Source organism: Oceanibaculum nanhaiense (genome assembly GCF_002148795.1).
Lineage (GTDB): Bacteria > Pseudomonadota > Alphaproteobacteria > Oceanibaculales > Oceanibaculaceae > Oceanibaculum > Oceanibaculum nanhaiense.
Genome location: NZ_MPOB01000010.1, coordinates 60,817 through 85,622, shown reverse-complemented (window position 1 = coordinate 85,622; position 24,806 = coordinate 60,817). Strand labels below are relative to the sequence as shown.

Here is a 24,806-nt window from a genome sequence, read left to right as displayed (position 1 = left end):
CGGACGGGGCAAGCTGTCGGCCGGAAGCATCTCATGAGCGATGTCTTGACCTCCGCTGCGGTCTGGCGATCCGAAAAATCGGTCGGCATCACCGGACACACGCGCCATCGGAATAACCCAAGCCCGATTTCCGTGGGCTTCAATGCCCCCGACATGTGCAAGACCCTGACCTTCGGCCCGACGGCTCTTGCGGCATCGATCGCAAGAACGGCAACGCTGCGGGATGCACCGCCGGAAATGCTGTCGCGGTGGGGAGACAGCGCCCTGACTGAAGTGGAATGGCTGATTGAAGACGGCGCCGCATTCGCGCTCACGCAACACATCAACTCGCTGGCCGATGCGGAACGTACCGCCTTCGCCGGGCGCATCGGCGCCGGCGTCACCGATTTGCTCATGAATGCGCTCGGCTATACATGGCGCGACAATGCTGCTTGCCTTTCGAGCACGCTCGCCCCGCATGCCGACTTCATTTACGGGGACGGTGCGGTTGCCGACCACGGCGTGGTGCTGGCGGAAGCGCGTGGATCGTTCGCCGCCAACGTCTCGGCCGCGACTATCACCGGACAGGCAAAGCGCAAGTACAGCAAGCAGGTGAAGCCCCATCTGGCGGCAGAATCACCCCACGGTAAGGTCATTCACGGCTACTCGATTGCGTTCGGCTCAAGACCAGGATCAGCGGGCGCCTTTCTACATGCTGCCGAGACGCGCATTTCCAAGCCGCGTGGCAAGCAGTCGCCTCCCACGGAATCGACCTCGGGTTTGAGCCCGGAGTCGGCGCCGACCTCGCTCGCGCTCGCGACGCATCGCGCCAATTTTTCTCTTATGGATGCGCCGAGCATTGTGGCTTGGATCGATTGGGTTCGCGCTGGAGGGGAGCGCCCCGATGTCGCTCTACCGCTGAGCTTCCTGACAATTCCCTACGCGGGTCGAACTTTTCTCGCCAGCGCGGAACCCCTCTGGCCATTCCACGACTATCCCCACTGGCTGGAAGACCTCTGGTTTCATCCGAGATGGTGGCCGCGTTTCCCGCGGAGGCGCATGCTGCGACGAAGCGGCGATGGCTTTGCGGGATGGTTCGTCATGGAGGAAAAGTCTGCTGAACGGTTTCTGAACTCTCTAAGCGCCATCATCCGCAGCGGGCGAGAGAACATGCCCGCAGTCCTCGAACTCCCACGTATCGAGCCCTCTGGTTTCGCCATGGATCGAGGCGAAGGGAGCGATGTCTCGCCCGAATCTGAATACGCCTACGCTCTATATCGGGATGGTCTGGCATTGCTGAGCAGCCCACCACCACGGCGAATAGTCGGACATAGAACCTGGTCTCCGGAGGAAGGAATGCGGAGCGACTGAGCTGGATTCGGCCCGCAGGAGCAGACCTGTCGGCGCGGGCATTCAAGGGACAAAGACTTGCATGAGAAATGGGGCGGCGCGTCACGCGCCACCCTCGCCCTTGTCGAACCGCCACACCGCGATCCCCATCTTCCGCGCCTTGTCGGCGAGGTTCTGCGAGATTCCCGAGCCGGGGAAGGCGATGACGCCGATGGGGAGCGCTTCGAGCATTTGGTCGTTGCGCTTGAAGGGGGCTGCGTTCCGATGGCGGGTCCAATCGGGCTTGAAGACGATCTGCGCCACGCCGCGATTGTCGGCCCAGCAGGCGGCGATCTTTTCGGCGCCTTTCGGTGATCCGCCATGGATGAGCACCATATCGGGATGCTTGGCGCGGGCCTTGTCGAGGGCCTCCCAGATGCGGGCGTGATCGTTGCAGTCGACGCCGCCGGTGAACGCGATGCGCGGACCGGTGGGCAGCAGCGGCTCGATCTCGGCCCGGCGCTTGGCGGCGATGAAGTCGCGGCTGTCGATCATGGTTGCCGTCATCGTCCGCCGGTTCGTCATCGAGCCAGTGCGGGGCCGCCAGGCGGAACCGGTCGCGGATTCGAATTGAGTGGCGGCAAGGTCGCGGAGGTTCTCGAAGGCGGCGCGGCGTTCGAGCAATGCCTCGCCGCGGGCAATCAGGCGCTCGAGTTCGACCGATTTGACCTCCGAGCCGTCCTGCTCGCTTGCCAAGCGCCGCTGCGTCATCTCGTTGTCATCGAGCAAGCGGTCGAGCCAGCCGATGCGGCGGTGGAAGAGATTGGCGAAGCCCCAGAGGACGTCATCGAGATCGTCATCGAGCGCCGTATCGGCCATGAGGGCAATGAGGGCGGCTGCGGCGGTCTCGATCTCCTGCTCGGCACGGTCGGCTTCGGGCACGGACAGGCGCTCCGGATCGTCCGGGCCAGGACGGGTACCGTGAAGCGCCATTTCGTCGAGGACATGGGCGGTTGGCGATGCCGCGTGATGGGGTTCGAAGGTGTCGTCGGTGAAGAGATCGTGCAGCATGGGTCTGTCTCCCGGTTCCGAGGCCGCGCCCGTTGCGGCCTTTCCGGGGATCGCCGGCCAGCGCCAAGGGGCGGCTTTGCACCCGCAGGGCCGCAACGGAGTGGAGGACGGCCGTCAGGCCGTTGCAAAGCCGACCGGCGCTGGCAGATCCCTCTCTTGGAAAGGCCGTGGCGCGGCCCTTGCCGAACCGGGAGGCGGTCCCGATGTTCGCCCTTCCCCGTCCGGCGCTGACGAACTTCACACGCATCGCCTCTGCTCATCCGCGATCAGGAAACGCTGAACATCGTCCGGGACGAGCTGCTCGGCGAGCCATGCCCTGAGCCGGTCCGGGCCGAGGGTGAGGAGATCGGCGTTGAAATCCTCCGTCCTCGGGGCGAGCGCGCGGATGTCGATATCGTGGGCTCTGGAGCGGTTGCGCAATCGTTCCACCGCAAGGCGCCCGGCCCCGTCATTGTCGCGCGCGACATAGAGACGGCGCAGCGTGGGCGGGAACACCAGGGCAGCGAGGTGGGCGGCGGAGAGTGCGGCCGCCACTGGCATGGAGGGCATCACGGTCTTGAGCGCCAGCGCCGTTTCGATGCCTTCGGCCGCCGTCAAGACGTCGGAGGCAACGCCGAGCCGGACCGCGTTTCCGGCGAGATGCCCCATAGCGCGACGGGGCTGATCGAGGGGCGCCTTGCCGCCGCCAGGATCGAGCCAAGTTCGATGCACGCCAGTGATGCCGCCATCGAGATCGGTGACGGCGGCGATGAGCGCCGGCCATATCTCGCGCCCCGCAAGCCCGCGATGAAAGCAGCGCGGATGGAAGCGCAGAGCGGCAACGTCCGCAGGTAGAATGATGCCGCGGCTTCGGAGGTAGCGTGCCGCCAGCGTGCCTCGGATCGGTTTCGACGCGGCGAAGAGCCGCCGCGCAGCTTCGGAAGAGCCGGACGGCGCGGACGGCTCGACCTGGCGGATCGGCAGAACCGGCAGGCTGAGGAATCCCCGCGCCTCATCGAGCGCGGCGCGGAAGTCGAGGCCGCGATTGAGGGCGATCAGGTCGAGAAGATCGCCATGCGTTCCATCAGCGGCATCGCAAAACTTGCCCTTGCGTTCGCCGGAAAGGCGGACATAGAGGCTCCGCCCCGGCGTTCCCATGACATCGCCGCAGATCCAGTATCGGCCCTGGCGGCGGCCGTTCGGCAGGTAATAGCGGCACACCGCCTCGGCCTGTTCACCGAGACGGCGCGCCAGATCGGCGGCGCGGGACATATGTCACCCCCGATCCACGATTTCGGTGAGCGGCCAACGGTCGGCGAGGCTCTCGAAGATCGCTTTGCCGGATTCGCCCACGGGCACGAACAACCGCAGCTTCCAGGAGATGATCTCGCCGAACAGGCCGCGCGCCTTCAGGGCATCGACCATGCCGGAGGTGAAGCCGGTGAGTTCGACGCGGTGCTCGTTCATCACGCGCACGCGGCGGAGCACGAGACCGTCAGCGAGGTGGGCCGTGACCTTGCCTTCGCTGATCAGGCCCCAGGCGTCCCCGGCGGAGAGCTTCGGCGCCTCCATGCCGATATTGCGGCAGAACGCTTCCACCTCGATGGGCGTCAGCATCCGGCCGATGATGCGTTCGCCATCGTCGGTTTGCAGCCGGTAAACGCGGGCGTTGCTCTCCGGAAGACGCCGCCAGATCGGCAGCAGCAGGCCGGTAACGAGGTGGAACGTGCTCATCGAGAATTCCGGGATTCCGGCGATCTCCCTTTCCCATGCGGCGATAAATTCTTCCCTCTCCGCTTCCTTCCAGTGCGTGGCGGCGAAGTCATCGACGCTCATCGTGTCGCGCTGCATGGGGCGCAACAGCCGGACGCGGCGTTCCACGCTGCCGTCATCGAGCATCAGGCTCGGCGCGGATGTCTTGACGGCGGCGCGGCCGGAACGCTCATTGACGAGCAATCGCCCGCCTTCGATGGTGATCGCCTCCTCCACCCCCATGGGGCGGTTGCGATCGCGCCGCTCAATCGTGAATAGTCGCGTCTCGGCGCCGCTGTCGTGCCGCCAGACCGTGCGCCGGTCGGTGACGGTGAGGCTTTCGGCGCGGATCGTCTCTAGCCCGACATCATGGACGCCCGCTGCAATCGCCGCCTCGATGCGGGCGTTCAAAATCTCCTCGAACGCCGCGAACAGCGTGTTCTGCATGGCGATGGGCAGCGCCAGCAGCCGGTTGAGGAACGTCGTGATCGGCGGCAAATCCTCCTTCATGTTGCCGCCATCGAAGGTCAGCGTCAGGCCGGTCATTTCCTCGAACTGAGTCAACGAACAGCCCTGAATGGCGCCCTGCGCCAGCCAGCAATAGAACTGCCTGAGCGCCGCGCGGGCCTGATCGCCTTCGAGATTGTCCTCGGCGCGGAACAGGCCTTGGCCGCCGGTCTGACGCTGGCCGCGCGTGATGGCGCCGAGCGTGTCGAGGCGGCGGGCAATCGTCGAAAGAAAGCGCTTCTCCGCCTTCACATCCGTGGCGATGGGGCGGAACAGCGGCGGCTGCGCCTGATTGGTGCGGTTGGAACGGCCGAGTCCCTGGATGGCAGTGTCGGCCTTCCATCCCGCTTCGAGCAGGTAATGGACGCGCAGGCGCTGATTTTTCGCGCCCCGGTCGGCATGGTAGGAACGGCCGGTCCCGCCGGCGTCCGAGAAGATAAGGATGCGCTTCTCGTCATCCATGAAAGCTTGCGTCTCGGCGAGATTGGCCGAGGGCGGACGGTTTTCGACGCACAGCCGATCGCCCTTGCGCACGATCCGCCGCGAGCGACCGGTCACTTCGGCGACCTTGTCTGTCCCGAATTGCTGCATGATCTGGTCGAGCGCGCCGGGCACGGGATCGAGCGAGGCGAGGCGCTCGATCATCCGGTCACGCGCCGCAACGGCCTCGCGGCACTGGATCGGGTTGCCCTCGGGATCGAATGCGGGCCGCGAACGCAGATTGCCGTCTTCGTCCGTGTACGGTTCATAAAGCTGCGTCGGAAAGGCGTGTTGCAGATAGGTGAGGATCACGTCGCGCGGCGACAGATCGACGTTCAGGTCCGCCCATTCCTCGGCTGGAATCTCGGACAGACGGCGATCGAGGATCGCCTCACCGGTAGAGACCAGTTGCACGATGGCGGCGTGTCCCGCCGCCATATCCGCCTCAATGGACTTGATGAGCGTGGCGGTCTTCAACCCCGAAAGCAGCGCGGCGAAGAAGCGCTGCTTGGCGCCCTCGAACACCGACAGCGCGGCGGACTTCGCCTGGCCGTTGAGGGTTTTCCGCTCGCCGGTGACGTTCGAGGCTTCGAGGGCGGCGTTCAGGTTGGAGTGGATCACCTGGAACGCTTCAGCATAGGCGTCGTAGATTTCCACCTGCGCCGGGGTGAGATTGTGCTCGACGATCTCGACCTCAACGCCCTCATAGGACAGCGACCGTGCGGTGTAGAGGCCGAGCGCCTTCAGGTCGCGGGCCAGAACTTCCATGGCAGCGACCCCGCCCGCCTCGACGGCCTGGATAAACTCGGCCCGGTTGGCGAAAGGGAAATCCTCGCCGCCCCACAGGCCCAGCCGCTCGGCATAGGCGAGGTTGCGCACGTCCGTGGCGCCGGTGGCGGAGACATAGACGATACGGGCATCCGGCAAGGCGCGCTGCAGGCGCAGGCCGGCGCGGCCCTGCTGGGAGGGAAGTTGGTCGCCGCGCTCACCCTTGCTACCGGCCGCGTTGGCCATGGCATGGGCTTCGTCGAAAACGATCACACCATCGAAGCCGCCTCCCAGCCAGTCGATGACCTGGCGCAGGCGCGGCTCGTTGCGCAGAGTGGCGTAGGTCACGAACAGCACCCCCTCCGACAGCCGGACCGGCGTGCCCTGCTTGAAGCGCGACAGGGGCTGGACGAGCAGCTGCTCCATGCCCAGCGCCGACCAGTCGCGCTGCGCGTCCTCGATCAGCTTGTCGGACTTGGAGATCCACACCGCCTTGCGGCGGCCCTTGATCCAGTTGTCGAGGATGATGCCGGCGACCTGCCGGCCCTTGCCGCAGCCGGTGCCGTCGCCCAGGAACCAACCGCGGCGGAAGCGCACGGCATTCGCGGCGCCTTCTGGAGCGGCATGGATATTGTCGAAGGTCTCATCGACCGTCCACGATCCCACGAGATGCCCGCAATGCACATCGCCGGCGTAGATGACGCTCTCAAGCTGAGCGTCGGAGAGAACGCTACTCTTTATTATATGCACCGGAAGATGCGGCCGATAGGAAGGGTGCGGCGGCGCCACCGAGGCCATGGCAGCTGACTGCACCAGCTTCGTCGGATGTGGCTTGGCGCCCGGGATATGGATCGATTGCAGGGCGTAGCCCTCGTAGAGCGCGTCGGTCAGGTCGGCGCCTTCGGCCGGCTTCCATTCGATGGGCTCATAGGTGAGCTCGACAGCATCGGGCACCGCAGAAATGATGGGCTGCGGCCTGCGCGCGATTGGCGCGACCTTGCGCGCAACAGCGGGTTTCGCCGCTGTCCCGAGCCCGATCACGCCGTTCACCTCCAAGCGAGGCGGCAGATGTTCGATGAGGCGGGCGAGCAAGTCGGCGGCGTTCTCCGCGCGCGGCAATACCGGCGGCGAAGCCGTTTCAAGCGACTTGTCGATGACGGTGAGGCGCGTGTCGAAGGTGGTGCCGTGCTTGTAATAGACGGAGCCGTCCACGACGCAGGTGAAGCGCACCGCGCTGTTCAGCTTATCGACGGGGAAATTGTGCCCGGTGATGGCGACCAGGCGACCGCCCTCGGGCAGCCGCGCCAACGCCGAGCGCACGTGATGGAAATCGGCCTCCGCCACCCGGCCCTGCACATTCACCGCTGCCGAGAAGGGCGGGTTCATGAGAACGACCGACGGCGCGATATCGTCTACCAGTCGGTCATCGATGCTGGCGGCGTCATGCGTGGTAACCAGGCTGTCCGGGAACAGCCGCCGCAAAAGCGCCGCCCGCGTATCGGCGATCTCGTTGAGCGCCAGCCGCGCGCCGGAGATCTCGGCGAAGACGGCGAGAAACCCCGTGCCGGCCGACGGCTCCAGCACGACGTCGGCGGATGTGATGCCGGCGGCCAGGCTCGCCACATACGCCAGTGGCAGTGGCGTGCTGAATTGTTGGAATGCTTCGGATTCCTCGCTGCGGCGGGTGTGGGTGGGAAGAAGTCCGGCAATGCGGGACAGCATGGCGAGTTGTGCGGCGGGCGAGCACGCCTTCTCCCGCATCGCTCTGCCATACTTGCGCAGGAACAGCACCTGCGCGGCTTCGCAAGCTTCGTATGCGACCTTCCAGGTCCAGAAGCCCTCGGCGTCCGAACCGCCGAACGCCTCCTCCATCGCCTGCCGCAGGAAGCGGGCGTCGATGAGAAAGCCGCGTTCGAGACCGATGAGAATGCGCTCCGCCGCCTTGAGGATGCAGGCGACCTCTTCTTCGGGCGCACGGATGGGTGCGGCGGCCGTCACCGCCGCCGCTGGCGTCATAAGGTTCATGAGATTGCTCCGGGATTGAGGTTTCAGGAAAAGGCCGGGGCAGGCTCTCTCTTGCCCGCTCCCGGCCCGCCCTCATCCCGGTCTGCTCTCACTCTGGCGGGTGGTAAGCCTCGTAGGGATTCCCCTCCGCCAGATGGCCGAAGGGCGTGAAAAGGTATTCGCCGCCATCGTCACGCTGCACGGCGGCGAGCACATAACGCGGTATGCCATTGGACGCATCCGTGCATTCCATCAAGGCAAGGTCGCCGTTTCTGGCTGCACGCAGTAGAGTCTCGAAATTGGCGCGGATGTGATCGGGAATAGCCATGTTTCAGGCTCCCGAAACCAGATGAACGAGCGCGCCGCAGTCGGGACAATCGCCCGCCGGCATAATTTCGCCCGGCAGCACACGCGACCACATATCGTGAACGGGGTCGGCCTTATCGACTGACCCATGCCAATTGCAGTTCCGGCATTGGCAGCATGGTTCTTCGTCCGAGGGCGCCGGGATGATTGACAGAATCGCGCGGTCGCGTTCTTCGCCGAGAACCTTGTCACGGATGAATCGGTGCTCATGGAGCAGGCCATCATCGATGATGGCTTGCGCTTCTTCCGTACTCGTGGCTTCAATTTCCCAGCGCTCCTCGATTTCGGCCGTGGCCTGAAGGGTGACGATGAATTTCATGACGCCGCCCTCCGCGCGATGAAGCTGGAAGGGCCGTCGCAGCGCGCGTGGCGATCGGGATCGATGACGAAGCCGAATTTGCTGCGCCGGTGATATTCGACATCCGGCACGAGATAGCGCCGCTCAGCAGAATCGGAATTGCCCCATTGCCCGCGTCGGCCGCCTATTGTGGCGATGCACTCGACCATGCCGGGATGCTGGTCCGACCTGATCGCGCTGATGACGATCCAGTCGTTGGCGTGGCGTTCAAGGAACAGCCGCTCGTCTTTGACGTGGGATTCGCCGGGGGCAAGGATAACGCCTGCGACAGTCTCGTATTCGTCGGGATACCATTCCTTCAGCGTGCGGATCGCCGCTTCGCGGTCTTTCTCGGAGAAGACGTCGGGGAAGGTGAAGGCAACTTTCGCCCAAGCGCAATCCTCCTCGTAAAATCCGTCCCTCTCGCGCAGAGCAGGATGAACTTTGGCGTTTCGCTCGCGGTCGAGCTTGAAGCCGCCATGCGACGGTGTGCCGTAGAAGACGATGCCCTCGGCATAGACCTTTTCATAGTCGGCTTTGCCCCATGGGGTGTAGGTAGGGTTGGTCGAATTCAGCATTTCGATCTCCAGAAAAGCGCGAAGCCCGGCCCCGCGCGGACATTCCGCCGCACGGGGACCGGGCTTAAGTGGATGGATTTGAGAGAGCAGCCGCTTATTCGGCAGCGGTGAGGAAAGCCGGAAGTTCAGCGGCGGCGGGAGGCTCCGATGGCGAGGCATCCGGCTCCGGGGACCCCGGTTCGCCCGTGACCGCCACGGGCTCGATGCCGGGCGTGCGCAGCGGCTCGGGCAGCCAGCCGGTATCGGCCAGAAGGCGCTCGGCCTGCTCGGCCATGTCGGACTTCTTCAGCCCTTCGATGAGCTCCGCCATACCGGCGCCTTTGGCCTCGGTGACCGCCTCAAGGATGCGAGCCTTCGGCACGCGATTGAGATAGCTCTCCACCGTCGGCTTCCACCCGGCAGCGGTCATGTCGAGCGAAACCGCGCAGGCGAGTTGGTCGGCATGACGCCGGCGGCCCTGCGTCCGGTTCCACGGCTCATGCACCGCGTTGACGGTGAGCGAGACGCAATGAGCAAAGAGCGCCATTCGGCTGTCGTGGTCGCAATCGCAGAGGAACTCCCAGAGCAGTTCCAGCTCGTCGGGAAGCTGCTTCTCCCAATTGGCGTGCCGCTCGCCGATGGCCTTAGCCGATTGGCTTTCCTTCAGCCCCGGCCCCTGAACGGTCGGCGTCGGGCTTTCGGCGCGAATCTCCAGGCAGCTCGCCGTCGGATAACGCCAGAAGGTCTGGAGAACGAGGGCATGCAGCGCGGCAAGGAAGGCGATGTCCGGATCGCCCGCCAATGCATCGCGCAGGGCGAGCGTCCGGTGCGCCGTCAGTTCCATGACCAGGCGCTCGGACAGCGGCTTGAGGCCGTCTTCCTCGGCTTCGGTATCGTCAGCTTGCGCCCCATTGCCCGATAGCGCGGCGGCGGGATCGACCTGCCGCGCCTCGCCGTTCCGGCCGACATGGACGATCTCTTGCATGTCGCGGTTGAAGGCATCCGTGTCCTGACCATCGCTGCCCGGTTCGGTCGGCGCCTCGTCCTCGGGCCGGACATAGCCGCGCTCGACCTTCAGCTTGCCATCACCATCAATACTGACGAAGGCGCCGGCGCGGACGACCTCTTGCGCGTCGTAGATGACGGGCCGGTTCTCGAAGGCATCGAGTGCCGCCTCGATCTCGGCGAGACGCCGGTCGATCTCCTCGGGCAGATCCTCGTCGCTTTCCTGGAAATAGCGCTGTTCGATCTCTTCGAACTCCGACCGCAGGGCTTCGCGGCGGGCGTGCTCCTCATCGGACAGCGGCTCCGTTTCGCCCATGACGCGGCGCAGGCCGGCGGTGTGGCCATAGGGGAAGTCCGGAGCGACCTCGATCCACTTCCAGCCTTCGGCCTTGATCGTCTCGGCCTCGGCGGTGAGCTTCTCGGTGACAAGCCTCTCCAGCAGCGCCGCATCCTGGAGCCAGCCTTCGTCATTCTGCGAGAACAGGTCGCGGAGCACGATGCCGCCGGCTTCCTCATAGGCCGCGAGCCCGACGAAGCGGGCACGCTTGTCGGTGGCGCGAACAGTGTTTTCCGTCAGCAGCTTGCGGATGTAATAGAGCTCCTTGTTGTAGCTGCGCTGCACGGTCTCCCAGACCTGTTCCTGCCGGGCATGGTCGTCGGAAATCGTGAAGGCCATCAATTGCTCCAGTGACATGCCGTCATCGGCATAGACTTCCAGCAGCCCGGGCGACACGCTGGCGAGCTTCAGCCGCTGCTTGACAATCTGCGGCGTCACGAAAAAGCGGGCGGCGATCTCCTCCTCGCCCAATCCCTGTTCCTTCAGCGACTGGAACGCACGGAATTGATCCAACGCGTGGAGTGAAACGCGCTGGCAGTTTTCGGCCAGCGAATCCTCTTCTAGAATGCCGCCCTCGCGCACGATGCAGGGGATCGGCGCATTCCTCGCCAGCCGCTTCTGCTTGACCAGCAGCTCCAGCGCCCGGTACCGCCGCCCGCCGGCCTGAACCTCGTATCTGTCGGTGGGCTGACCGTCTTCGCCGATCACCGCTCGCACGCTCAGGGACTGCAACAGCGTGCGCCGGGCGATGTCCTCGGCCAGTTCCTCGATCGATACGCCGGCCCGCACCCGCCGAACATTGCGGGTGCTGAGCACCAGCCTGTCGAATGGAATGTCCCGCGCTTGGGACAGCGTAATCTTCTCAACTTTCGCCTTTGCCATGTCAGGTTCTCCGTGACGAGCCGGAGAAAGCCCTCTTTCCCCAACCGGGCTCGTCACGAAGACACCCGCTTCCCTTTCCCTCTTCAGGCCGCCGGTTCCGCCGTACCCTCCAGGTCGAGGTTGTAAACCTCCGCCCCGGCTGCAGCGTAGGCGCGCGCCACCTCGATCAGTGGCGCATAAGAGAATGCGCCCCAGGGACTCGGGTCCGGCTTGCCGCCGACGGCGATCATCGGGCCGGAGACGGCGAGCCGCACGGCGTCGCCGAAATCGATGCCGGAGGAATCGATCACCGGCAGAGCGGCGGCGATGGCCTGCGCCTTGATCTTCTCGGCGCAATACCAGGACAGGCTGCTGCGCCCCCCGGATTCATTGACGTAATGCAGGGTCCAGCCCGCTTGCCCCACATGCAGATGTCCGCCCGGCGTGGCGAGCGCTTTGGCGATGTCGGCGCTATAATCGCGGTCGTCCATGTCCTTTCTCCCGCGACGGGCGGCGCGGATCCGTTCCGCGCCTCAAAATCCGTCAGCGGGGAAGGGCCGCCCCCGAACTTGTCGGGAGCGGCCTAACTGACGCCGAAGGGAAATGCGCTAAACCCCGCACATGCCTGAGCAGTCGTTTCCGAACATGTTGAGCTGGCCCTTATCCTCCAGTGTGTCGAGATCAGCCTCATCGAGGGGCACGCATGAGCGGTGCAAGAACACCTCGCCGCACAAGCCGCGGAAGCCCGAGCGGATCAACCCATCGATAGCGACGGCATCGGCCCAGGCATCGGGATCCTTATCGCGCATTGGCCGCCAATGGGCGTCGCTGTGATAGGGACAGCCGATGCAGGAGCTTTTTGGCGGCAAGGGGTAGCCGTGCTTTTCCAGCCAGCGTAGACAGTCACGGCGGGTCATGCCCTTTTCGATCAAGGGAAAGCGATTGACCTGCCACGCCTCGAAGGACGGCTTCATCCGGATCACTTCATCGAAGCTGATCCCGATCCATTGCTCGACGATCGGGTGCTTGGGCGAGCGCTTGCCGGCAATGCCGGCCAGCTCCCGCACCTTGCGGCGGATCGGCGCGATCTTCAGCTCCTTGGTGCACTGGCGGCGGATCATGCCGACCTTGCCGGATTTCGATTTGGTGAAGGCCGGGATCGACGCCCAGCGCTCGCCCCGCGCGCCGCGGATCAGCCCCTCGCGGATATCGCCATCCGAGACGACATGCACGGGGAAGGGCAGCACGTTCGGCGACCTCAGCCAGGCGAGATGTTCATAGACCGCTCGCGGCTCCCAGCAGGTGTCGGAGAAGATCGCGCAATCGGGCAGTGGCCCGACCTCGCCATGGGCCGCCATCAGGGCAAGCGTGGTCGACTGCACGCCGGCGCCGAGCGACAGCACGCGCAGCCGGATGGTGGGAATGTCGGGCGCCGGGAAGAGCGCGTTCATGGCCGGTCTCCTGCTTGCTGCCGGCGCCGCCATTCGGCGGGCGGATCGAAGGTTCCGTCCCAGATGCCGCGACGCAGAAACCGGGCCGTGCCCTCGTCGCTTGTGTAGTTGTAGAGACGATTGGCGTCGTGATCGGCGACCGCCCAGCCGTTCTTCGCCACCCAGCCACCGATGTCGTCGCCACCGGCGTAGCAGACAGATACGAACCGGCCATGGGCATCGCGCGTCGTTCCCTGCCAGACTTCGCAATTGACCTTTCGGCCTTCGAGAAATTTGGTTAGCGCGGCGGCGGCCTCTCTGCCGCAAGGCCATGTCGCGCTGTCGCGGCGGCGGCAACGCTGGTCGATCTCCACGGCATCGACGCCGTAGAGGCGATGCTTCTCGCCGCCCACTTCGATCGTATCGGCGTCGATCACATTGGCCGGGCCGGAATGCTCTTCGTCGAGCGCGGGCCAGAAGGACAGACAGGCGAAAAACACAATGCCAACGACGGCGGACAGGCGGACGAACTGGAACATGGGAGGTCTCCTCACGGGTTGCGGGCGGGCCGGTGTTCTCTCGCCGGCTTCGGCCCTTCACCCGTCAGAAGCCTCCCTTTTCCTCTGTTTCCCGCCTCAGCAGTCCCAGGTAGCCCCCGCTGACCATCTCCTCCGCCTCGCGGACAAGCCGTTGCATGCGAGTGCGGTAACCGGACTCCCAGAGTTCGTGCACCGCCGTCTCCCCGAAGATCGCCGCCGCCACCTGCCGCCGGCTCGCGCCCGCTATTTCTCCGTCCCAGGCGCGCAGCATCATCGCCCAGCGCCTGGCCCGGCGCTCCGGCGGAAAGAGGCCGCGCGGCAGACGGCCGAGGCGGTAAAGCCCGCACAGCCGTTGCAGCGCCAGAACCTTCGCCTCCATGTGGCGGAGACCCGACAGCAGGTAGCGGAAGGACACCGGGCCCTCGAGAACACTGCCTGCCGTCACCATCAGTTGGAGATGGCGCAAGCCATCGCTGAAAAGCACGTGCTCGGATCCGCCGCAGCACAACACGGTCGCCATTGAGGCAAAGCATCGGATGTCGAAGGCGTCGGTGTGGCCGGGTGCAATGGGCTGCGCTTCCACGACGAGCACCGATGGATTGAGATCGGGCAGCCAAAAGACGTCCGTAGCCGGCAGGGCAACGCCAGTGGTGAAAGAAGACGCCCCAGCGTTCGAACGGCCCCGGATTTTGGATATGGAGGATTCGGGGTTGAGCGGCCTTCAGCCGGCGCTCGGCGGCGGCCGGAGGAAGTGGCGGCGACACCTGTGGCAGCCGACCGGCGGCCGCGGCGAAGTCGGGATTGCGCTTGAGCCACTCCCAGGCCCAGCCGGCCCGGTCCAGATCGATGAGGGACTTGTAGCTTTCGGGATCGCGCCAGTCGGCGCGCGGACTTATGCCGGGGACGGTCTTCTCCTTGGACATGGGGCTTGTCTCCTCCCATGTGGCCACCCGGCCATGACGGGCGCGGCGCGGCCATTTGACGATCCGTCGCGCGACGCGCGGGACAAGCCGCCTCGTGCCAGGTCGATTTCACTGGCGGGAGGGCGCCGACGACATCGATTACTATCGATAGTTGAAGCGCGGGTTGGCTTCCGTGTTTTCGCGGCGTCTTTCAGGAAATCGTTACAATATTCGCAACGCCAGACCTGCAAACTACAGAATTTAATTAAAGTACAAATGAACTCGGGCAGAGAAAACGAACCCCGCGATTGCCACAGTTGCGCCGCCCTCATCACAAAGTTGTCACAGGATCATCGATTTTGAAACACACACTCTACCGGGAATGGAACTTGTTGAAGGCCGGCAACCCGCTATCGGCCGAGATATCAATTTTCAGGCGATGGAGGTTGCGTCATGGCCGAAACCACTCTGGTCGATTTCACATCTGATATTGCGTCCCCGGTATTGTCCGTCACACGGCGCATTGCCCGTAACGGCATTGTCGTCAGCCGGTGCGATATCCCGATCAATCCCGGGACACAGATTGTCACGGCACAGTTCGCCCTCTTCATGCACGAAAGCGAGCCGCTGGACCTCATCTGCCGTTTGCCTGAAGGCCGCCGTACCGAAAAATATCCGGTCGCTGCGGGACACTTTCATTTGAGCCCGGCAAATCGGGCCGCCCATGTCGGCTGGACGGCCGACAAGCAGTCCTTCGTCATTGCCATGGAGAATAGCTTCATCGAACGCACGATCGGCAACGCCTTCGACGGGCTGGTGCCCGAAATCAGAGGTAGAGCGGCGCTCCGCGACCCGGCGGTCGAGGAGCTGATAGCCTGCCTCAGGCGCAGCTTGATCGACGATAGCCGCTGCGGCGGGCTCTGCCTGGACCTCGTCGGCACGTCGCTCGCCCTGCGCCTGTTCGAGACCTATGGCGAAAACAGCAAGCCGCCGCCGTCGATCCGGGGCGGTCTCGGCGCCTCGCGCCGGCGGAGGGTCGTTGACTTCATCGAGGCGCATCTGGACGAAGATATCGGACTTGCCGCGCTCGCCGCGGAAGCGGGACTTAGCCCACACCATTTCGGCAAGGCCTTCAAGGCGACGTTCGGCAAGCCGCCCTGCCGCTACATCACCGAGCGGCGGATTCAGAAGGCGAAGGAGATGCTGCTGTCGGACCGCGCGTCGATCACGGACATTGCTCTCGCCCTTGGCTTTTCCAGCCACAGCCATTTCACGGACGTGTTCCGCAAGATGACGGGGACGACGCCTTCGCTGTTCCGCAGGAATTGCGCCTGATCGGAGACATTAATCGACATATGCCCGCAGGCATCGAGCGCCATTCCGTATTATGATGGGCGGAGCAGCGCCTAGCACCCGAAGCCCGGAGGCAGCCCGAACGGATGCCATGGATGCGCAAGGCGTGGAGGACGGGCACATGGCCAGACTCGATCCCGAGATCGCCGACGAGGTGCCGTGGGCGGACGCAATTACGCCCTATGACGAGGATCACTTCATCACCTATCTGCGCCTGCTCGACGCCGAGGCCGAAGGCGCCAACTGGCGCGAGGTCGCCCGCATCGTCCTGGATCGCGATCCAGACGCGGAGCCCGACCGCGTCCGCCGCTGTTGGAAGGCGCATCTGAAGCGCGCGCGCTGGATGACCGAGCACGGCTATCGCCATCTACTCGACGCGGCACGGGACACATAGATTCGAGCCGGCAGCCGTATCACACGCGTGGGGTGATGCGCGCGGCCGTACGGATGTCGGCAATCTGAACGCCGAGAGCCATGAGTGTCTGGCGCAGGTCGTTGAAAACCGGCTGCGCTCCCTCCGGGTCAGAGATCGTCAGGATTGCGGTGAAGGGCACCCCATCATCGGGTATCTCCTCACCAGCACGCGTCAGGTAGTTGATGGCAAGCCGCCAGTTCGATGACGCACCGACTCCGCGCGGCATCGTTTTAGCGAAGACCTTGACCGGACTCCATTTCAGGCCGTGCTCGATGAGTTCGGCTTCGATAACTGGATTCTCACTTCGACCCGGAAGATAGAGCGGATCCAGGCGGCCTTTCCAACCGCCGTCAGGCTGCTCTTGCTGAAGGGCCGCTTCGAGATTGATCCGCACGAACTCAGAGCCATAGCGCGGATCAAGCGGTGGCGAGGACACGAGGGTCAAACGCGCGGCGCCGCGGCACTTCCCCCCAGGACCGAGAAGAGAAGTAGGCCAGGAGAACCGAAAGGTCATCTGCTGATCACGCCTGATCCGCGAGGCGAAGACCAACGTGATCTCGTGATCGTCAGACTCCAGAATATGCTCTGTCGATGGCGGAACACCGAAACCCACCAGGTGACGAGCCACCGGGGCTAAAGCCTTCGCCTGAAGCGGCTCCGGAACCCGGGCATTATGAACTAAGAGGCCGATGAGCGTCTCTCTTGAGACATCACCCTCAATGGCGTGGTCGAGGGCAGCAGCCGTCTTTGCAACGAGCGGGGTCGCATAGCTTGTGCCACACCCGCTGATGATTGCGCCATCAGGTGTAACCGAGAAGAGAGCGTGGTCAAGAGGAGGGTGAGGAGAACCGGAACCACCGACATGAGCGAGATCTGGCTTCACACCGGCTCGCAAGCCTGGTCCCCGCCGACTGAAGCGGCACGGCGCGAAAGGGACGGAAACCGGGTGTCCTGGCGGGTTGACGGCGGCAACTGCAACATTTCGAACGCTCTCAGCCGGCGTGAGCAGTCCGTCGTTGATCGACGCCGCTATGGCCGCGAGCGCCTGTGTCGCATCGTTTGGCCATTCTGGGCGGAGATTTTGGGATTCGAGGTTGCCTGCTGACACGAAGACGATTGCATCGTTATCTTCGGCGATGCGGTCGAGACGGGCCGCATGAGGACCGTATCGATCGAGGGTCGCTGGCTGCAGTACGTTTAGGCTCATGTTAAAGACGCGGACGCCGTGCCGCGATCGCACGTCGCCTACAGCCGTTTCGACCTCATCGAAAAATTGGGGCAGGCCCTCGGGATAGTACGACGCGATGGCGCCGCTATTTTCGCTCGGAAACACCGCGAGATCGACGATTTCAGCGCCATCGACCTCTGGACAGCATTGGGTGCCATTGAGTGCCCCACCCAGGACGGCGAGACCGCCAATGAAAGACCCATGCGCGAGGTCCTTGTGTTCGTCGGCAAGAATGTCCCATCGGTCAATTATCCAATCCGATAGCGCGGCACCCAGTCCGCCGTCGATGATACCAATTTTCGGATGGGTTCTAGCCGTATCTCGCACAGGTACCACCGCCTCACTGGGGCGTACACGGCCTTGATAGGTGGTTGTTCGCACGACAACGCCCGGGAGCGATACCTTGCGCACAAGGGGATGTCTGTCCAAGAAGGCCAAGATGCGCCTGTGCCGCTCCTGAGACGGATCGAAAGGCGCGACTTCACGGCGGCGTTCCGCCTGAGGGGGTGGACCCAGGCGCAATGTTGGGGCGGCGGTGGAGCGAGCCACTCGGACTGACAGGAGTGGTTGGGCACGGGCGCGACTGGAAAGCCGCTGAACCATCAGTCCTTCGCCGAGCGCCGTAAGGCCAGTAACAAAGGACTGGAACAGGCGGCGATGACTTTCGTCGAGCGCGTCCCAATCGCCCCGCGGGGGAGGTACATCGAAGAGCTCAACCTGGTAGCTGCCGCCAGTGATCGGGTTTGATAGCCATGCCACGGCCTCTTCGAGCGAAAAATCTCGTCGGTCGCTCTCTCCATAAATCTCAATTCGCTCAATGGCGCCGGTTTCACTGCGGCGTGCTGAGGGGTACGGGACTTCCTTTCCCTGGGCCTTGACAAAACGAAGTGTGGTGTGATCCTCAGCTCTGGCGATCTCCTCGGCGATCTGCAACAAGACCGGAGGCCGCGCTTCAACAAGCATTACGCCGAGATCCGCTCCGCCTACGATCGGAGTGCGATCCGGCTTGAAGAGCGCCTTCAGTGGCCGATGGCTTTTGGCCCATGCCGAGCGGCGCAGGATCACCTTCACATAGCCCAGATCAGTTTGTGGATTAGCTTGCAAGCCGTCCGCAATGGTTCTGAGCTGCGCGATGAGGCGCGCCTTGTGTTGTCGAAATTCCTGGTCACGGTTTGCGAAGAAGTCCTTCTTCGGACCGCCGCCGGAGGTTTCCCGAGCCTCCTCATAATTCTCGGGATTCAGAATGATCTGGATTGGGCTAGCCATCGGCGCTCACCTCGCCGCCGGTTTCAGGATGGCGATCTCCAAGCTTCCCGAGTTGACGGCTTACTGTGGATTTATCCCGGCCGGCGACTTCGCCGATGTCGGTAAGTGAAAAGCCGAGTTCGGGATCATCTTTCATGGCGCGAAATAGGTTCGCTGCATCGCTGAACAGGAGCGCCCGCCGGGTACTGTCGATGCGTGCGCTATTGAGCGTCGCGAACTGCCGAAGCGTGTCCAACAAACCCCGTCGATCCTGATCCTTTACTGTGGTGGCCTTCTTGTAGGTACGCACCAGGGACTCGATCTCTGCACCCGTGCAGCCCCCCGTAAACCAAGCGATCAGTCGAAGATGGCTTTCGGGAGCTTCGATCGGCGGCATGAAATGCCGGGCGATCGCTATTCGCATCTGGAAGTCCGGCTTCGGAATCTCAAGCTGCACCTCGAAGCGCCGCCAGACCGCGGGATCTAACAGGCGCTCATGGTTCGTGATTCCGATGGTGAAGCCGAGGTCCTTACGCGCATCCAGGTTCTGCAACAGGGCATTCACCACCCGCTTGATCTCACCGACCTCCTGCGGGTCGTCGCGGAGCTTCGCAATTGCGTCGAACTCGTCCAGAAGCAACAAACACCGATGGCGGTTCGCGAACGCGAAGAGATTGCCGATATTGCGCGCGGTCGTCCCGAGAAACGAGGATACCAAACCGTCCAGCCTCACCAGCACGACCGGCAGATCGAGCTTATAGGCGATCCACAGGGCGAGGCGGGTCTTACCGGCGCCAGGCGCACCATAGATGAGGCAGGTCTTTGGCGGTTGAAGGTCGATGGCGGAGAGCGCCTCAAAGTTCGCCCATTCCTCGATGATCGTCTCGATCGCCGCGGTGACCGTCGAATTGAACAAGGGCGGGTCGGCGCGAATGTCCGCTGGAAACAGGATCTCGGCCAGCGGCGCAGACGTCTCGCGATCGACAGGGAGTGGTGTATTACGACTGAGCGTTTCCCCAGGCATTTGCGCCCTCGAACGCGCAAGCCGGCTCGGTGCCATCTCCTTTGTCCGTTCGGCGGTGGTGAGGAGGCTGGTCAGGGCCGCTGCTTGTTTGGTCTCCCCCTCCTTGGCGAGCGCGTCCCTCAGCCGCTCCACCTGCTTCCGCAACGCGGGCGAGGCGTCCGCCATTGCTGCTCGGCACAGGGCCTGAATTATCGAGAAATGCTCCATACTGACTCCTGAGAAGGGCACGGAGAGCCACGCCCTGAATGCGTTTACAGTCGATATCGTTGCATGTCAACGCCAATTCGTTTCCCTTAATTGCCTCTTTGTTGCGAAACGGATCGCTCTGTTGCGTATTCCACTCTGCCCTCGCCTGACGCTTGGGCCCATCGAAGGGATACCTGAGCCCCACCGACCTTGGAGATCACGCCGAGCCCGACACGATGGCCGGCAAACTTGCCGGCGAGAGGGCCGTCTCGGTTGACAGGTATATTGGATTGTGAGAGGTTATGCCGGCAAACTTGCCGGCACGGACATGCTCGAACCTCAGACATCTCATTTCCGCCTCTTTCCTTCCAACGGGCCGCGAGCACGCGCCGAGGAGGCCGGCTTTCGATTCGGCGCCATAGGAACCCACACCAGCCGGACCATGATGTTGGCAGAGTTGGAGGCGGTGCTCGACGCAGCGCCAGAGGCCGGAAAACGGGCCGACTACGCCGCAGCGATTATTGAGGGGAATTGCCTGTCCAAGGCGACTGCGGCAACGCGCCGCCTCTCGAATCAACGACTAGGTGAGCTGTATGGGTTGGACCGGGATCTGCCGCTGTTTCGGGTGCTCCGACGGCTCTGGTCTCTCGATCCCGACAGTCGACCACTGCTAGCACTTCTGGCGGCGATAGCACGTGATCCCCTACTTGCCGCCACGTGCACGGCCGTCATCCCCTTGCCCCCCGGCGCGGAGCTGCAGCGCGAGCCTATGAAAGCCGCCCTGCGGGCTTCGGTCGAGGATCGCTTGAACGAAAGCATCCTCGAAAAAGTCTGCCGGAACGCCGCCAGCAGCTGGACCCAGTCTGGTCACCTTGAAGGACGCACATTCAAAAAGCGTCGTCTGGTGCGCGCAATCCCCGTCGCTGTCGCCTTCGCCCTCTACCTTGCCTACGCTGCGGGCTACCGTGGCGCCGACCTTTTCTCCTCGGGCTGGCTTCAACTGCTGGACTGCGATCCGGGGCAGGCCCGCCAGCTGGCCCTGGAAGCGAAGCGGATCGGACTCATCGATCTGAGAATGGCCGGTGATGTGGTCGAGCTGAATGTCGCTCGCCTCGATCCAGCCGCTACGAGGGTCTAGCCATGGCACGCATCGAGGACCTCGCGGAGAAGTACGGCCGTCACATCGCAACGCCCTGGCAGCGCACCGTTGCCGGTGCTCAGCGGGTCGTCATGGTCGTCTACGACAAGGAGCTGGAGCGAACCCTGCGCGCACGAAAGCTGGCCTTCGAGACGGCGACAAGGCAAGCCGGCCATGAGTGGCATGAGATAGACCTCGCGCCAGCGTTTGCCGACTGGATGGCGGCAGACGACTACAGGGATGAGTATTTCGCTTCGCCGGACGACCTCCATCTCAAGCTGGAAGCGGAGTTTCCAAATTACGTTGCCGAACGGCTGCGCAGTCGGTTGTGCCACCCGGACGTCACCGACACCTCGGTCGTCGCAGTGTTCGGCGTTGGCGCTCTTTTCGGCTTTGCCCGCATCTCACAAATTCTAAAAGCCGTTGAAGCCGACATTCGCGGCCGTCTCGTGGTCTTTTTCCCAGGCCAGTACGAGCGAAACAATTACCGCCTACTCGATGCACGCGATGGCTGGAATTACCTCGCTGTGCCGATCACGCTGCACGGCGAAGGAGGATGGGCATGAAGATCAAAGAGGTCCTGCAGCGCGATCCAGCTGCACACCCGCTCGTCAATCAGGGACAGGCGAGGATTGCCGACAGTCAAAGCGAACGCGCGCTTGCCGAGCTCCGCGGCGAGTTGTCGACCTTTGTGTGTGAAGGGCAGTACGCGGACGGCATCCAGAAGATCATTCGTTCGTTTCTGGACAATCTCGGGAGGACCAGCCAGCGCGGAGCCTGGGTGAGCGGCTTCTTTGGCAGCGGAAAGTCGCATCTGCTGAAGATGCTATGCCATCTCTGGCAGGACACCGCCTTCCCGGACGGGTCGACGGCGCGAAGTCTTGTTCCATCGATTCCTGAGGATTTGCACGACCTCTTGCGGGAACTCGACACCGCCGGAAAGCGCGCTGGTGGTCTGATCGCGGCAGCCGGCGCACTCCCAAGTGGCACGACCGACAATGTCCGTCTGACCATTCTCGGGATCCTGCTGCGCGCCGCTGGCTTGCCAGAGCAATATCCGCAGGCATGCTTCTGTCTCTGGCTTCACTCACTCGGGCACTTTGACAAGATCAAGGTCGAGATCGAGTCCGCCGGCAGGTCCTTCGATCGCGAACTCAACAATCTCTACGTCAGTGGGCCGATTGCCCGTGCTGTCCTCGCCTGCGAGCCCGACTTCGCCACGAACGAAGCTGAGGCCCGGCAAGCGCTGAGAGCGCAATTTCCACCCCAGACGTCTGACATTACGACCGACCAGTTCCTGAGAACCGCGAAGGATGCGCTCCGCCTGGTCGGCAAGGACGGTCGCCTGCCCTGCACGCTCCTCATCCTCGACGAGGCACAGCAGTACATCGGCGAGTCCAACGATCGCTCCGTGCTCGTGACCGAGGTCGCCGAAGCCGTCTCAAAGCAGCTCGACAGCCATGTGATGATCGTAGGCGCCGGACAGAGCGCGCTCACCGATGTGCCTCTGCTCCAGAAGTTGATGGATCGCTTCACGATCCGCGTGCCGTTATCCGACGCCGAGGTGGAGACGGTCACGCGGAAGGTGCTGCTCCAGAAGAAGCCATCGGCGGTCGGCGACGTGCGCTCATTGCTGGATAAGCATGCCGGCGAGGTGTCGCGTCAGCTCCAGGGCACGCGAATCGGCGAGACGGTTGAAGATCGGGGCGTCATTGTCGACGACTACCCGCTCTTGCCGGTGCGTCGTCGCTTCTGGGAGGACTGCTTCCGCCAGATCGACGCCGCCGGAACCCACAGCCAGCTGCGCTCGCAGCTGCGGATCATCCATGACGCGATCGCCAAGCTGTCGGATCGCTCGCTTGGCACCGTCGTGCCCGGAGATGAGCTGTTCGATGCGCTGGCGCCGGAAATGGTCAACACGGGCGTTCTACTCCGCGAGATCAACGAACGCATCATCCAGGTCGGCCGGACGGAAGGTGCGCTCGCGCAGCGGATTTGCGGCCTCGTCTTCCTCATCGGCAAGCTGAAGCGCGAGGCCGGTGCCGATATCGGTGTGCGCGCGACCAGCGAGCACATTGCCGACCTCCTCATCGATGATCTAGCGGCCGACAACGGCAAACTGCGCAGCGACGTCGAGGCGATGCTGAAGGAGCTCTCGGACCAGGGTGTCCTCATGCCGGTTGGCGAGGAGTATCGCCTGCAGACTCGCGAGGGCAGCGAATGGGACCGCGAGTTCCGCAACCGCCAGACCAAGCTCAACAACGACGACGCAGCGATCCAGTTCAAGCGCGATCAATTGCTGTACGGGGAGATCGACAAGATCATCCGTGGCCTCCGTATCGTTCAGGGCGCCGCCAAGGAGCCGCGCCAGTTCATAGTGCATCGCGAGGCGACGCCGCCGATAGTCGATGGCGGCGGCATCCCGATCTGGATCCGAGATGGCTGGAGCGCAGCCGAGAAGGATGTGCTTGATGCGGCCCGGGCTGCCGGAGCCGACAGCCCCGTGCTCTACCTCTTCATCCCGCGCCAGTCGGCCGACGACCTTCGTCGTCTGATTGTCGAGGCCGATGCGGCGCAACAGACCCTCGACGCGAAAGGCAATCCGACCTCGCCCGAGGGACAGGAAGCCAGACAGAGCATGGACAGCCGGCGTGCCCGCGCCGTCGGCGATCGCGATCGGCTTGTTCGCGAGATCGTCGCAAACGCCAAGGTCTACCAAGGCGGGGGCAGCGAAGTGCTGCTCTCCACCCTGGACGACCGCATCAAGACCGCGACCGACGACGCCCTGGTGCGCATGTTTCCCCGGTTCAAGGAGGCGGACAGTGCGGCGTGGGCGGCCGTCATCAAGCGGGCGCGCGACGGCGCGGATCACCCGTTCCAACCAACAGGCCACACCGACGCCACCGAGAAGCACCCAGTCTGTCAGCAGGTCATCACCACCATCGGCGCGGGTAAGACAGGCGCGGACATTCGCAAGGTCCTCGGTGGCACGCCCTTTGGCTGGCCGCGCGACGCCGTAGATGCCGCACTCATCGCCCTACACCGCTCGCAGCACATCACCGCAACGCTGAACGGAGCCGCCGTTCCCCTCGGCCAGCTCGACCAGAACAAAATCTCCAAGGCCGAGTTCCGCGTCGAGCAGGCGACCCTGTCGGTCCAGGACCGCCTGGTACTGCGCAAGCTGTTCCAGTTGCTCGGGGTGCCCTGCAAGGGCGGTGAAGAGGGTGCGCGCGCAGGCGAGTTCTTGGCCAAGCTGATAGAGCTAGCGCGGTCGGCGGGTGGCGATGCCCCCTTTCCCACTTCACCGGCCGTGACCGAAATCGAGGATATCCAGCGGCTCATTGGCAACGAGCAGCTGGTCGCGATCAAAAACAAGGCTCCCGAATGGGAAGAAAAGATCAAGCAATGGTCGGCGACGAAGAGCCTGATCGCCGAGCGGCTGCCCAAATGGCAGTTGATCGAACGGCTGGAGCGGCATGCCGCGTCGATCGAGGCGGCCAAGCCGCATCTCGACCAGATCGAGGCGGTGCGGAGCCAGCGGCTTCTGCTCGACAACTCCGATCCGGCCAGTGGCATCCGCGGTGCGTTGGGCGACCTTCTGCGCAAAGCCGTGCAGGACAGCTTCGCTGCGCACCAGGATGCGTTCCAAAATGCGATGCGTTCCCTCGATGGGAATGATGTGTGGAAGCAGGTCCCGGCGGCTGACCAGGAGGCGATCAAGGCTGCCGTCGGCTTGAAGCCGCAGACGAAACCCGAAGTCGCGACCAACGAAGCGCTGGCCAACCATCTCGACCAGAGGCCTCTGGTAAACGCGCAGGCTGAGATCGACGCGATCCCCGGTCGTGTTGCACGGGCCATCGAGCAGGCCGCCAAACTCCTGCTGCCCAAGGTCCAGACGATCTCCCTGGAACGCGCCACCTTGCGCGATGCGGCAGAGGTTGAAGCCTGGATCGAGCGCCAGAAGAAGATCCTCATCGAGGCGATCGAGAACGGCCCGGTGCTGGTGAACTAAGG

19 protein-coding genes and 1 pseudogene are annotated in these 24,806 nt (G+C 63.8%); 6 read left to right on the top strand and 14 right to left on the bottom strand.

All coding sequences use genetic code 11. The features are described from left to right. The first annotated feature begins 33 nt into the window (after positions 1-33). Positions 34-1,350 carry a hypothetical protein gene (locus BKM74_RS15705; RefSeq protein ID WP_086466650.1) on the top strand — a complete coding sequence of 439 codons (1,317 nt, stop codon included), beginning with the start codon at positions 34-36 and terminating at the stop codon, positions 1,348-1,350. Positions 1,351-1,431: 81 nt separating this feature from the next. Here BKM74_RS15705 and BKM74_RS15700 read toward each other — a convergent pair whose 3' ends face one another. The 12 genes and pseudogenes from BKM74_RS15700 to BKM74_RS19185 all read right to left on the bottom strand — a co-directional run. After that, a complete protein-coding gene (locus tag BKM74_RS15700; RefSeq protein ID WP_086466649.1) occupies positions 1,432-2,379 on the bottom strand; it encodes a DUF2493 domain-containing protein in 948 nt (315 codons plus the stop codon). Positions 2,380-2,616: 237 nt separating this feature from the next. Beyond that, entirely contained in the window at positions 2,617-3,630 is a 1,014-nt protein-coding gene (locus BKM74_RS15695) for a DUF7146 domain-containing protein (RefSeq protein ID WP_086466648.1), read from the bottom strand. A gap of 3 nt (positions 3,631-3,633) precedes the next feature. Beyond that, positions 3,634-7,890, bottom strand: a complete 4,257-nt coding sequence (locus tag BKM74_RS15690; RefSeq protein ID WP_217895507.1) for a strawberry notch family protein — start codon at positions 7,888-7,890, stop codon at positions 3,634-3,636. Between the two features lie 88 nt (positions 7,891-7,978). Then, positions 7,979-8,197, bottom strand: a complete 219-nt coding sequence (locus tag BKM74_RS15685) for a DUF6117 family protein (RefSeq protein ID WP_021225989.1) — start codon at positions 8,195-8,197, stop codon at positions 7,979-7,981. A gap of 3 nt (positions 8,198-8,200) precedes the next feature. Then, positions 8,201-8,554, bottom strand: a complete 354-nt coding sequence (locus BKM74_RS15680; RefSeq protein ID WP_086466647.1) for a hypothetical protein — start codon at positions 8,552-8,554, stop codon at positions 8,201-8,203. Next, complete coding sequence (locus tag BKM74_RS15675; protein WP_086466646.1) at positions 8,551-9,150, bottom strand: DUF7007 domain-containing protein; 600 nt, start codon at positions 9,148-9,150, stop codon at positions 8,551-8,553. The genes BKM74_RS15680 and BKM74_RS15675 overlap by 4 nt, the downstream gene beginning before the upstream one ends. A 94-nt stretch (positions 9,151-9,244) precedes the next feature. Further along, positions 9,245-11,353 (bottom strand): ParB/RepB/Spo0J family partition protein, encoded by a 2,109-nt coding sequence (locus tag BKM74_RS15670; RefSeq protein WP_086466645.1) that lies wholly within the window; start codon positions 11,351-11,353, stop codon positions 9,245-9,247. A gap of 83 nt (positions 11,354-11,436) precedes the next feature. Next, the gene (locus tag BKM74_RS15665; protein ID WP_086466644.1) at positions 11,437-11,823 is read right to left on the bottom strand and encodes a hypothetical protein; all 387 of its coding nucleotides are present in this window, start codon (positions 11,821-11,823) and stop codon (positions 11,437-11,439) included. Between the two features lie 117 nt (positions 11,824-11,940). Continuing rightward, positions 11,941-12,783, bottom strand: a complete 843-nt coding sequence (locus BKM74_RS15660; protein ID WP_086466643.1) for a hypothetical protein — start codon at positions 12,781-12,783, stop codon at positions 11,941-11,943. Continuing rightward, positions 12,780-13,301, bottom strand: a complete 522-nt coding sequence (locus tag BKM74_RS15655; RefSeq protein ID WP_086466642.1) for a thermonuclease family protein — start codon at positions 13,299-13,301, stop codon at positions 12,780-12,782. The genes BKM74_RS15660 and BKM74_RS15655 overlap by 4 nt, the downstream gene beginning before the upstream one ends. Positions 13,302-13,365: 64 nt before the next feature. Continuing rightward, positions 13,366-13,884, bottom strand: coding sequence for a DUF2285 domain-containing protein (locus tag BKM74_RS15650; protein ID WP_140056105.1), 519 nt, complete (start codon positions 13,882-13,884; stop codon positions 13,366-13,368). An 82-nt stretch (positions 13,885-13,966) separates the two neighbouring features. Continuing rightward, positions 13,967-14,224 (bottom strand): annotated as a pseudogene (locus BKM74_RS19185) (transcriptional regulator domain-containing protein); the annotation flags it as partial. Between the two features lie 432 nt (positions 14,225-14,656). Here BKM74_RS19185 and BKM74_RS15645 point away from each other — a divergent pair. Next, positions 14,657-15,538, top strand: a complete 882-nt coding sequence (locus tag BKM74_RS15645) for a helix-turn-helix domain-containing protein (protein ID WP_086466640.1) — start codon at positions 14,657-14,659, stop codon at positions 15,536-15,538. 139 nt (positions 15,539-15,677) lie between these two features. Beyond that, a complete protein-coding gene (locus BKM74_RS15640) occupies positions 15,678-15,950 on the top strand; it encodes a DNA -binding domain-containing protein (RefSeq protein WP_086466682.1) in 273 nt (90 codons plus the stop codon). 19 nt (positions 15,951-15,969) lie between these two features. Here the strand turns inward: BKM74_RS15640 and BKM74_RS15635 are convergent, their stop codons facing one another. Both BKM74_RS15635 and BKM74_RS15630 read right to left on the bottom strand, forming a co-directional pair. Beyond that, positions 15,970-18,465: a S8 family peptidase gene (locus BKM74_RS15635; RefSeq protein ID WP_086466639.1), complete on the bottom strand. Its 2,496-nt coding sequence runs from the start codon at positions 18,463-18,465 to the stop codon at positions 15,970-15,972. Continuing rightward, positions 18,458-19,675, bottom strand: a complete 1,218-nt coding sequence (locus BKM74_RS15630) for an AAA family ATPase (RefSeq protein ID WP_086466638.1) — start codon at positions 19,673-19,675, stop codon at positions 18,458-18,460. The genes BKM74_RS15635 and BKM74_RS15630 overlap by 8 nt, the downstream gene beginning before the upstream one ends. Positions 19,676-19,982: 307 nt before the next feature. Between BKM74_RS15630 and BKM74_RS15625 the strand changes: the two genes are divergently transcribed. The 3 genes from BKM74_RS15625 to brxC are packed head-to-tail and all read left to right on the top strand — an operon-like array spanning position 19,983 to position 24,804. Next, positions 19,983-20,792 carry a hypothetical protein gene (locus BKM74_RS15625; RefSeq protein WP_086466637.1) on the top strand — a complete coding sequence of 270 codons (810 nt, stop codon included), beginning with the start codon at positions 19,983-19,985 and terminating at the stop codon, positions 20,790-20,792. Positions 20,793-20,794: 2 nt separating this feature from the next. Further along, positions 20,795-21,358 (top strand): BREX protein BrxB domain-containing protein, encoded by a 564-nt coding sequence (locus BKM74_RS15620; RefSeq protein WP_086466636.1) that lies wholly within the window; start codon positions 20,795-20,797, stop codon positions 21,356-21,358. Next, positions 21,355-24,804, top strand: coding sequence for a BREX system P-loop protein BrxC (gene brxC / locus BKM74_RS15615; RefSeq protein ID WP_086466635.1), 3,450 nt, complete (start codon positions 21,355-21,357; stop codon positions 24,802-24,804). Before BKM74_RS15620 ends, brxC begins: the two co-directional genes overlap by 4 nt. Positions 24,805-24,806: the final 2 nt, after the last annotated feature.

Coding starts and splice junctions, on each gene's coding strand:
- BKM74_RS15705 (WP_086466650.1), top strand. CDS start 34: ATGAGCGATGTCTTGACCTCCGCTGCGGTCTGGCGATCCGAAAAATCG.
- BKM74_RS15700 (WP_086466649.1), bottom strand. CDS start 2,379: ATGCTGCACGATCTCTTCACCGACGACACCTTCGAACCCCATCACGCG.
- BKM74_RS15695 (WP_086466648.1), bottom strand. CDS start 3,630: ATGTCCCGCGCCGCCGATCTGGCGCGCCGTCTCGGTGAACAGGCCGAG.
- BKM74_RS15690 (WP_217895507.1), bottom strand. CDS start 7,890: ATGAACCTTATGACGCCAGCGGCGGCGGTGACGGCCGCCGCACCCATC.
- BKM74_RS15685 (WP_021225989.1), bottom strand. CDS start 8,197: ATGGCTATTCCCGATCACATCCGCGCCAATTTCGAGACTCTACTGCGT.
- BKM74_RS15680 (WP_086466647.1), bottom strand. CDS start 8,554: ATGAAATTCATCGTCACCCTTCAGGCCACGGCCGAAATCGAGGAGCGC.
- BKM74_RS15675 (WP_086466646.1), bottom strand. CDS start 9,150: ATGCTGAATTCGACCAACCCTACCTACACCCCATGGGGCAAAGCCGAC.
- BKM74_RS15670 (WP_086466645.1), bottom strand. CDS start 11,353: ATGGCAAAGGCGAAAGTTGAGAAGATTACGCTGTCCCAAGCGCGGGAC.
- BKM74_RS15665 (WP_086466644.1), bottom strand. CDS start 11,823: ATGGACGACCGCGATTATAGCGCCGACATCGCCAAAGCGCTCGCCACG.
- BKM74_RS15660 (WP_086466643.1), bottom strand. CDS start 12,783: ATGAACGCGCTCTTCCCGGCGCCCGACATTCCCACCATCCGGCTGCGC.
- BKM74_RS15655 (WP_086466642.1), bottom strand. CDS start 13,301: ATGTTCCAGTTCGTCCGCCTGTCCGCCGTCGTTGGCATTGTGTTTTTC.
- BKM74_RS15645 (WP_086466640.1), top strand. CDS start 14,657: ATGGCCGAAACCACTCTGGTCGATTTCACATCTGATATTGCGTCCCCG.
- BKM74_RS15640 (WP_086466682.1), top strand. CDS start 15,678: ATGGCCAGACTCGATCCCGAGATCGCCGACGAGGTGCCGTGGGCGGAC.
- BKM74_RS15635 (WP_086466639.1), bottom strand. CDS start 18,465: ATGGCTAGCCCAATCCAGATCATTCTGAATCCCGAGAATTATGAGGAG.
- BKM74_RS15630 (WP_086466638.1), bottom strand. CDS start 19,675: ATGGAGCATTTCTCGATAATTCAGGCCCTGTGCCGAGCAGCAATGGCG.
- BKM74_RS15625 (WP_086466637.1), top strand. CDS start 19,983: ATGCTCGAACCTCAGACATCTCATTTCCGCCTCTTTCCTTCCAACGGG.
- BKM74_RS15620 (WP_086466636.1), top strand. CDS start 20,795: ATGGCACGCATCGAGGACCTCGCGGAGAAGTACGGCCGTCACATCGCA.
- brxC (WP_086466635.1), top strand. CDS start 21,355: ATGAAGATCAAAGAGGTCCTGCAGCGCGATCCAGCTGCACACCCGCTC.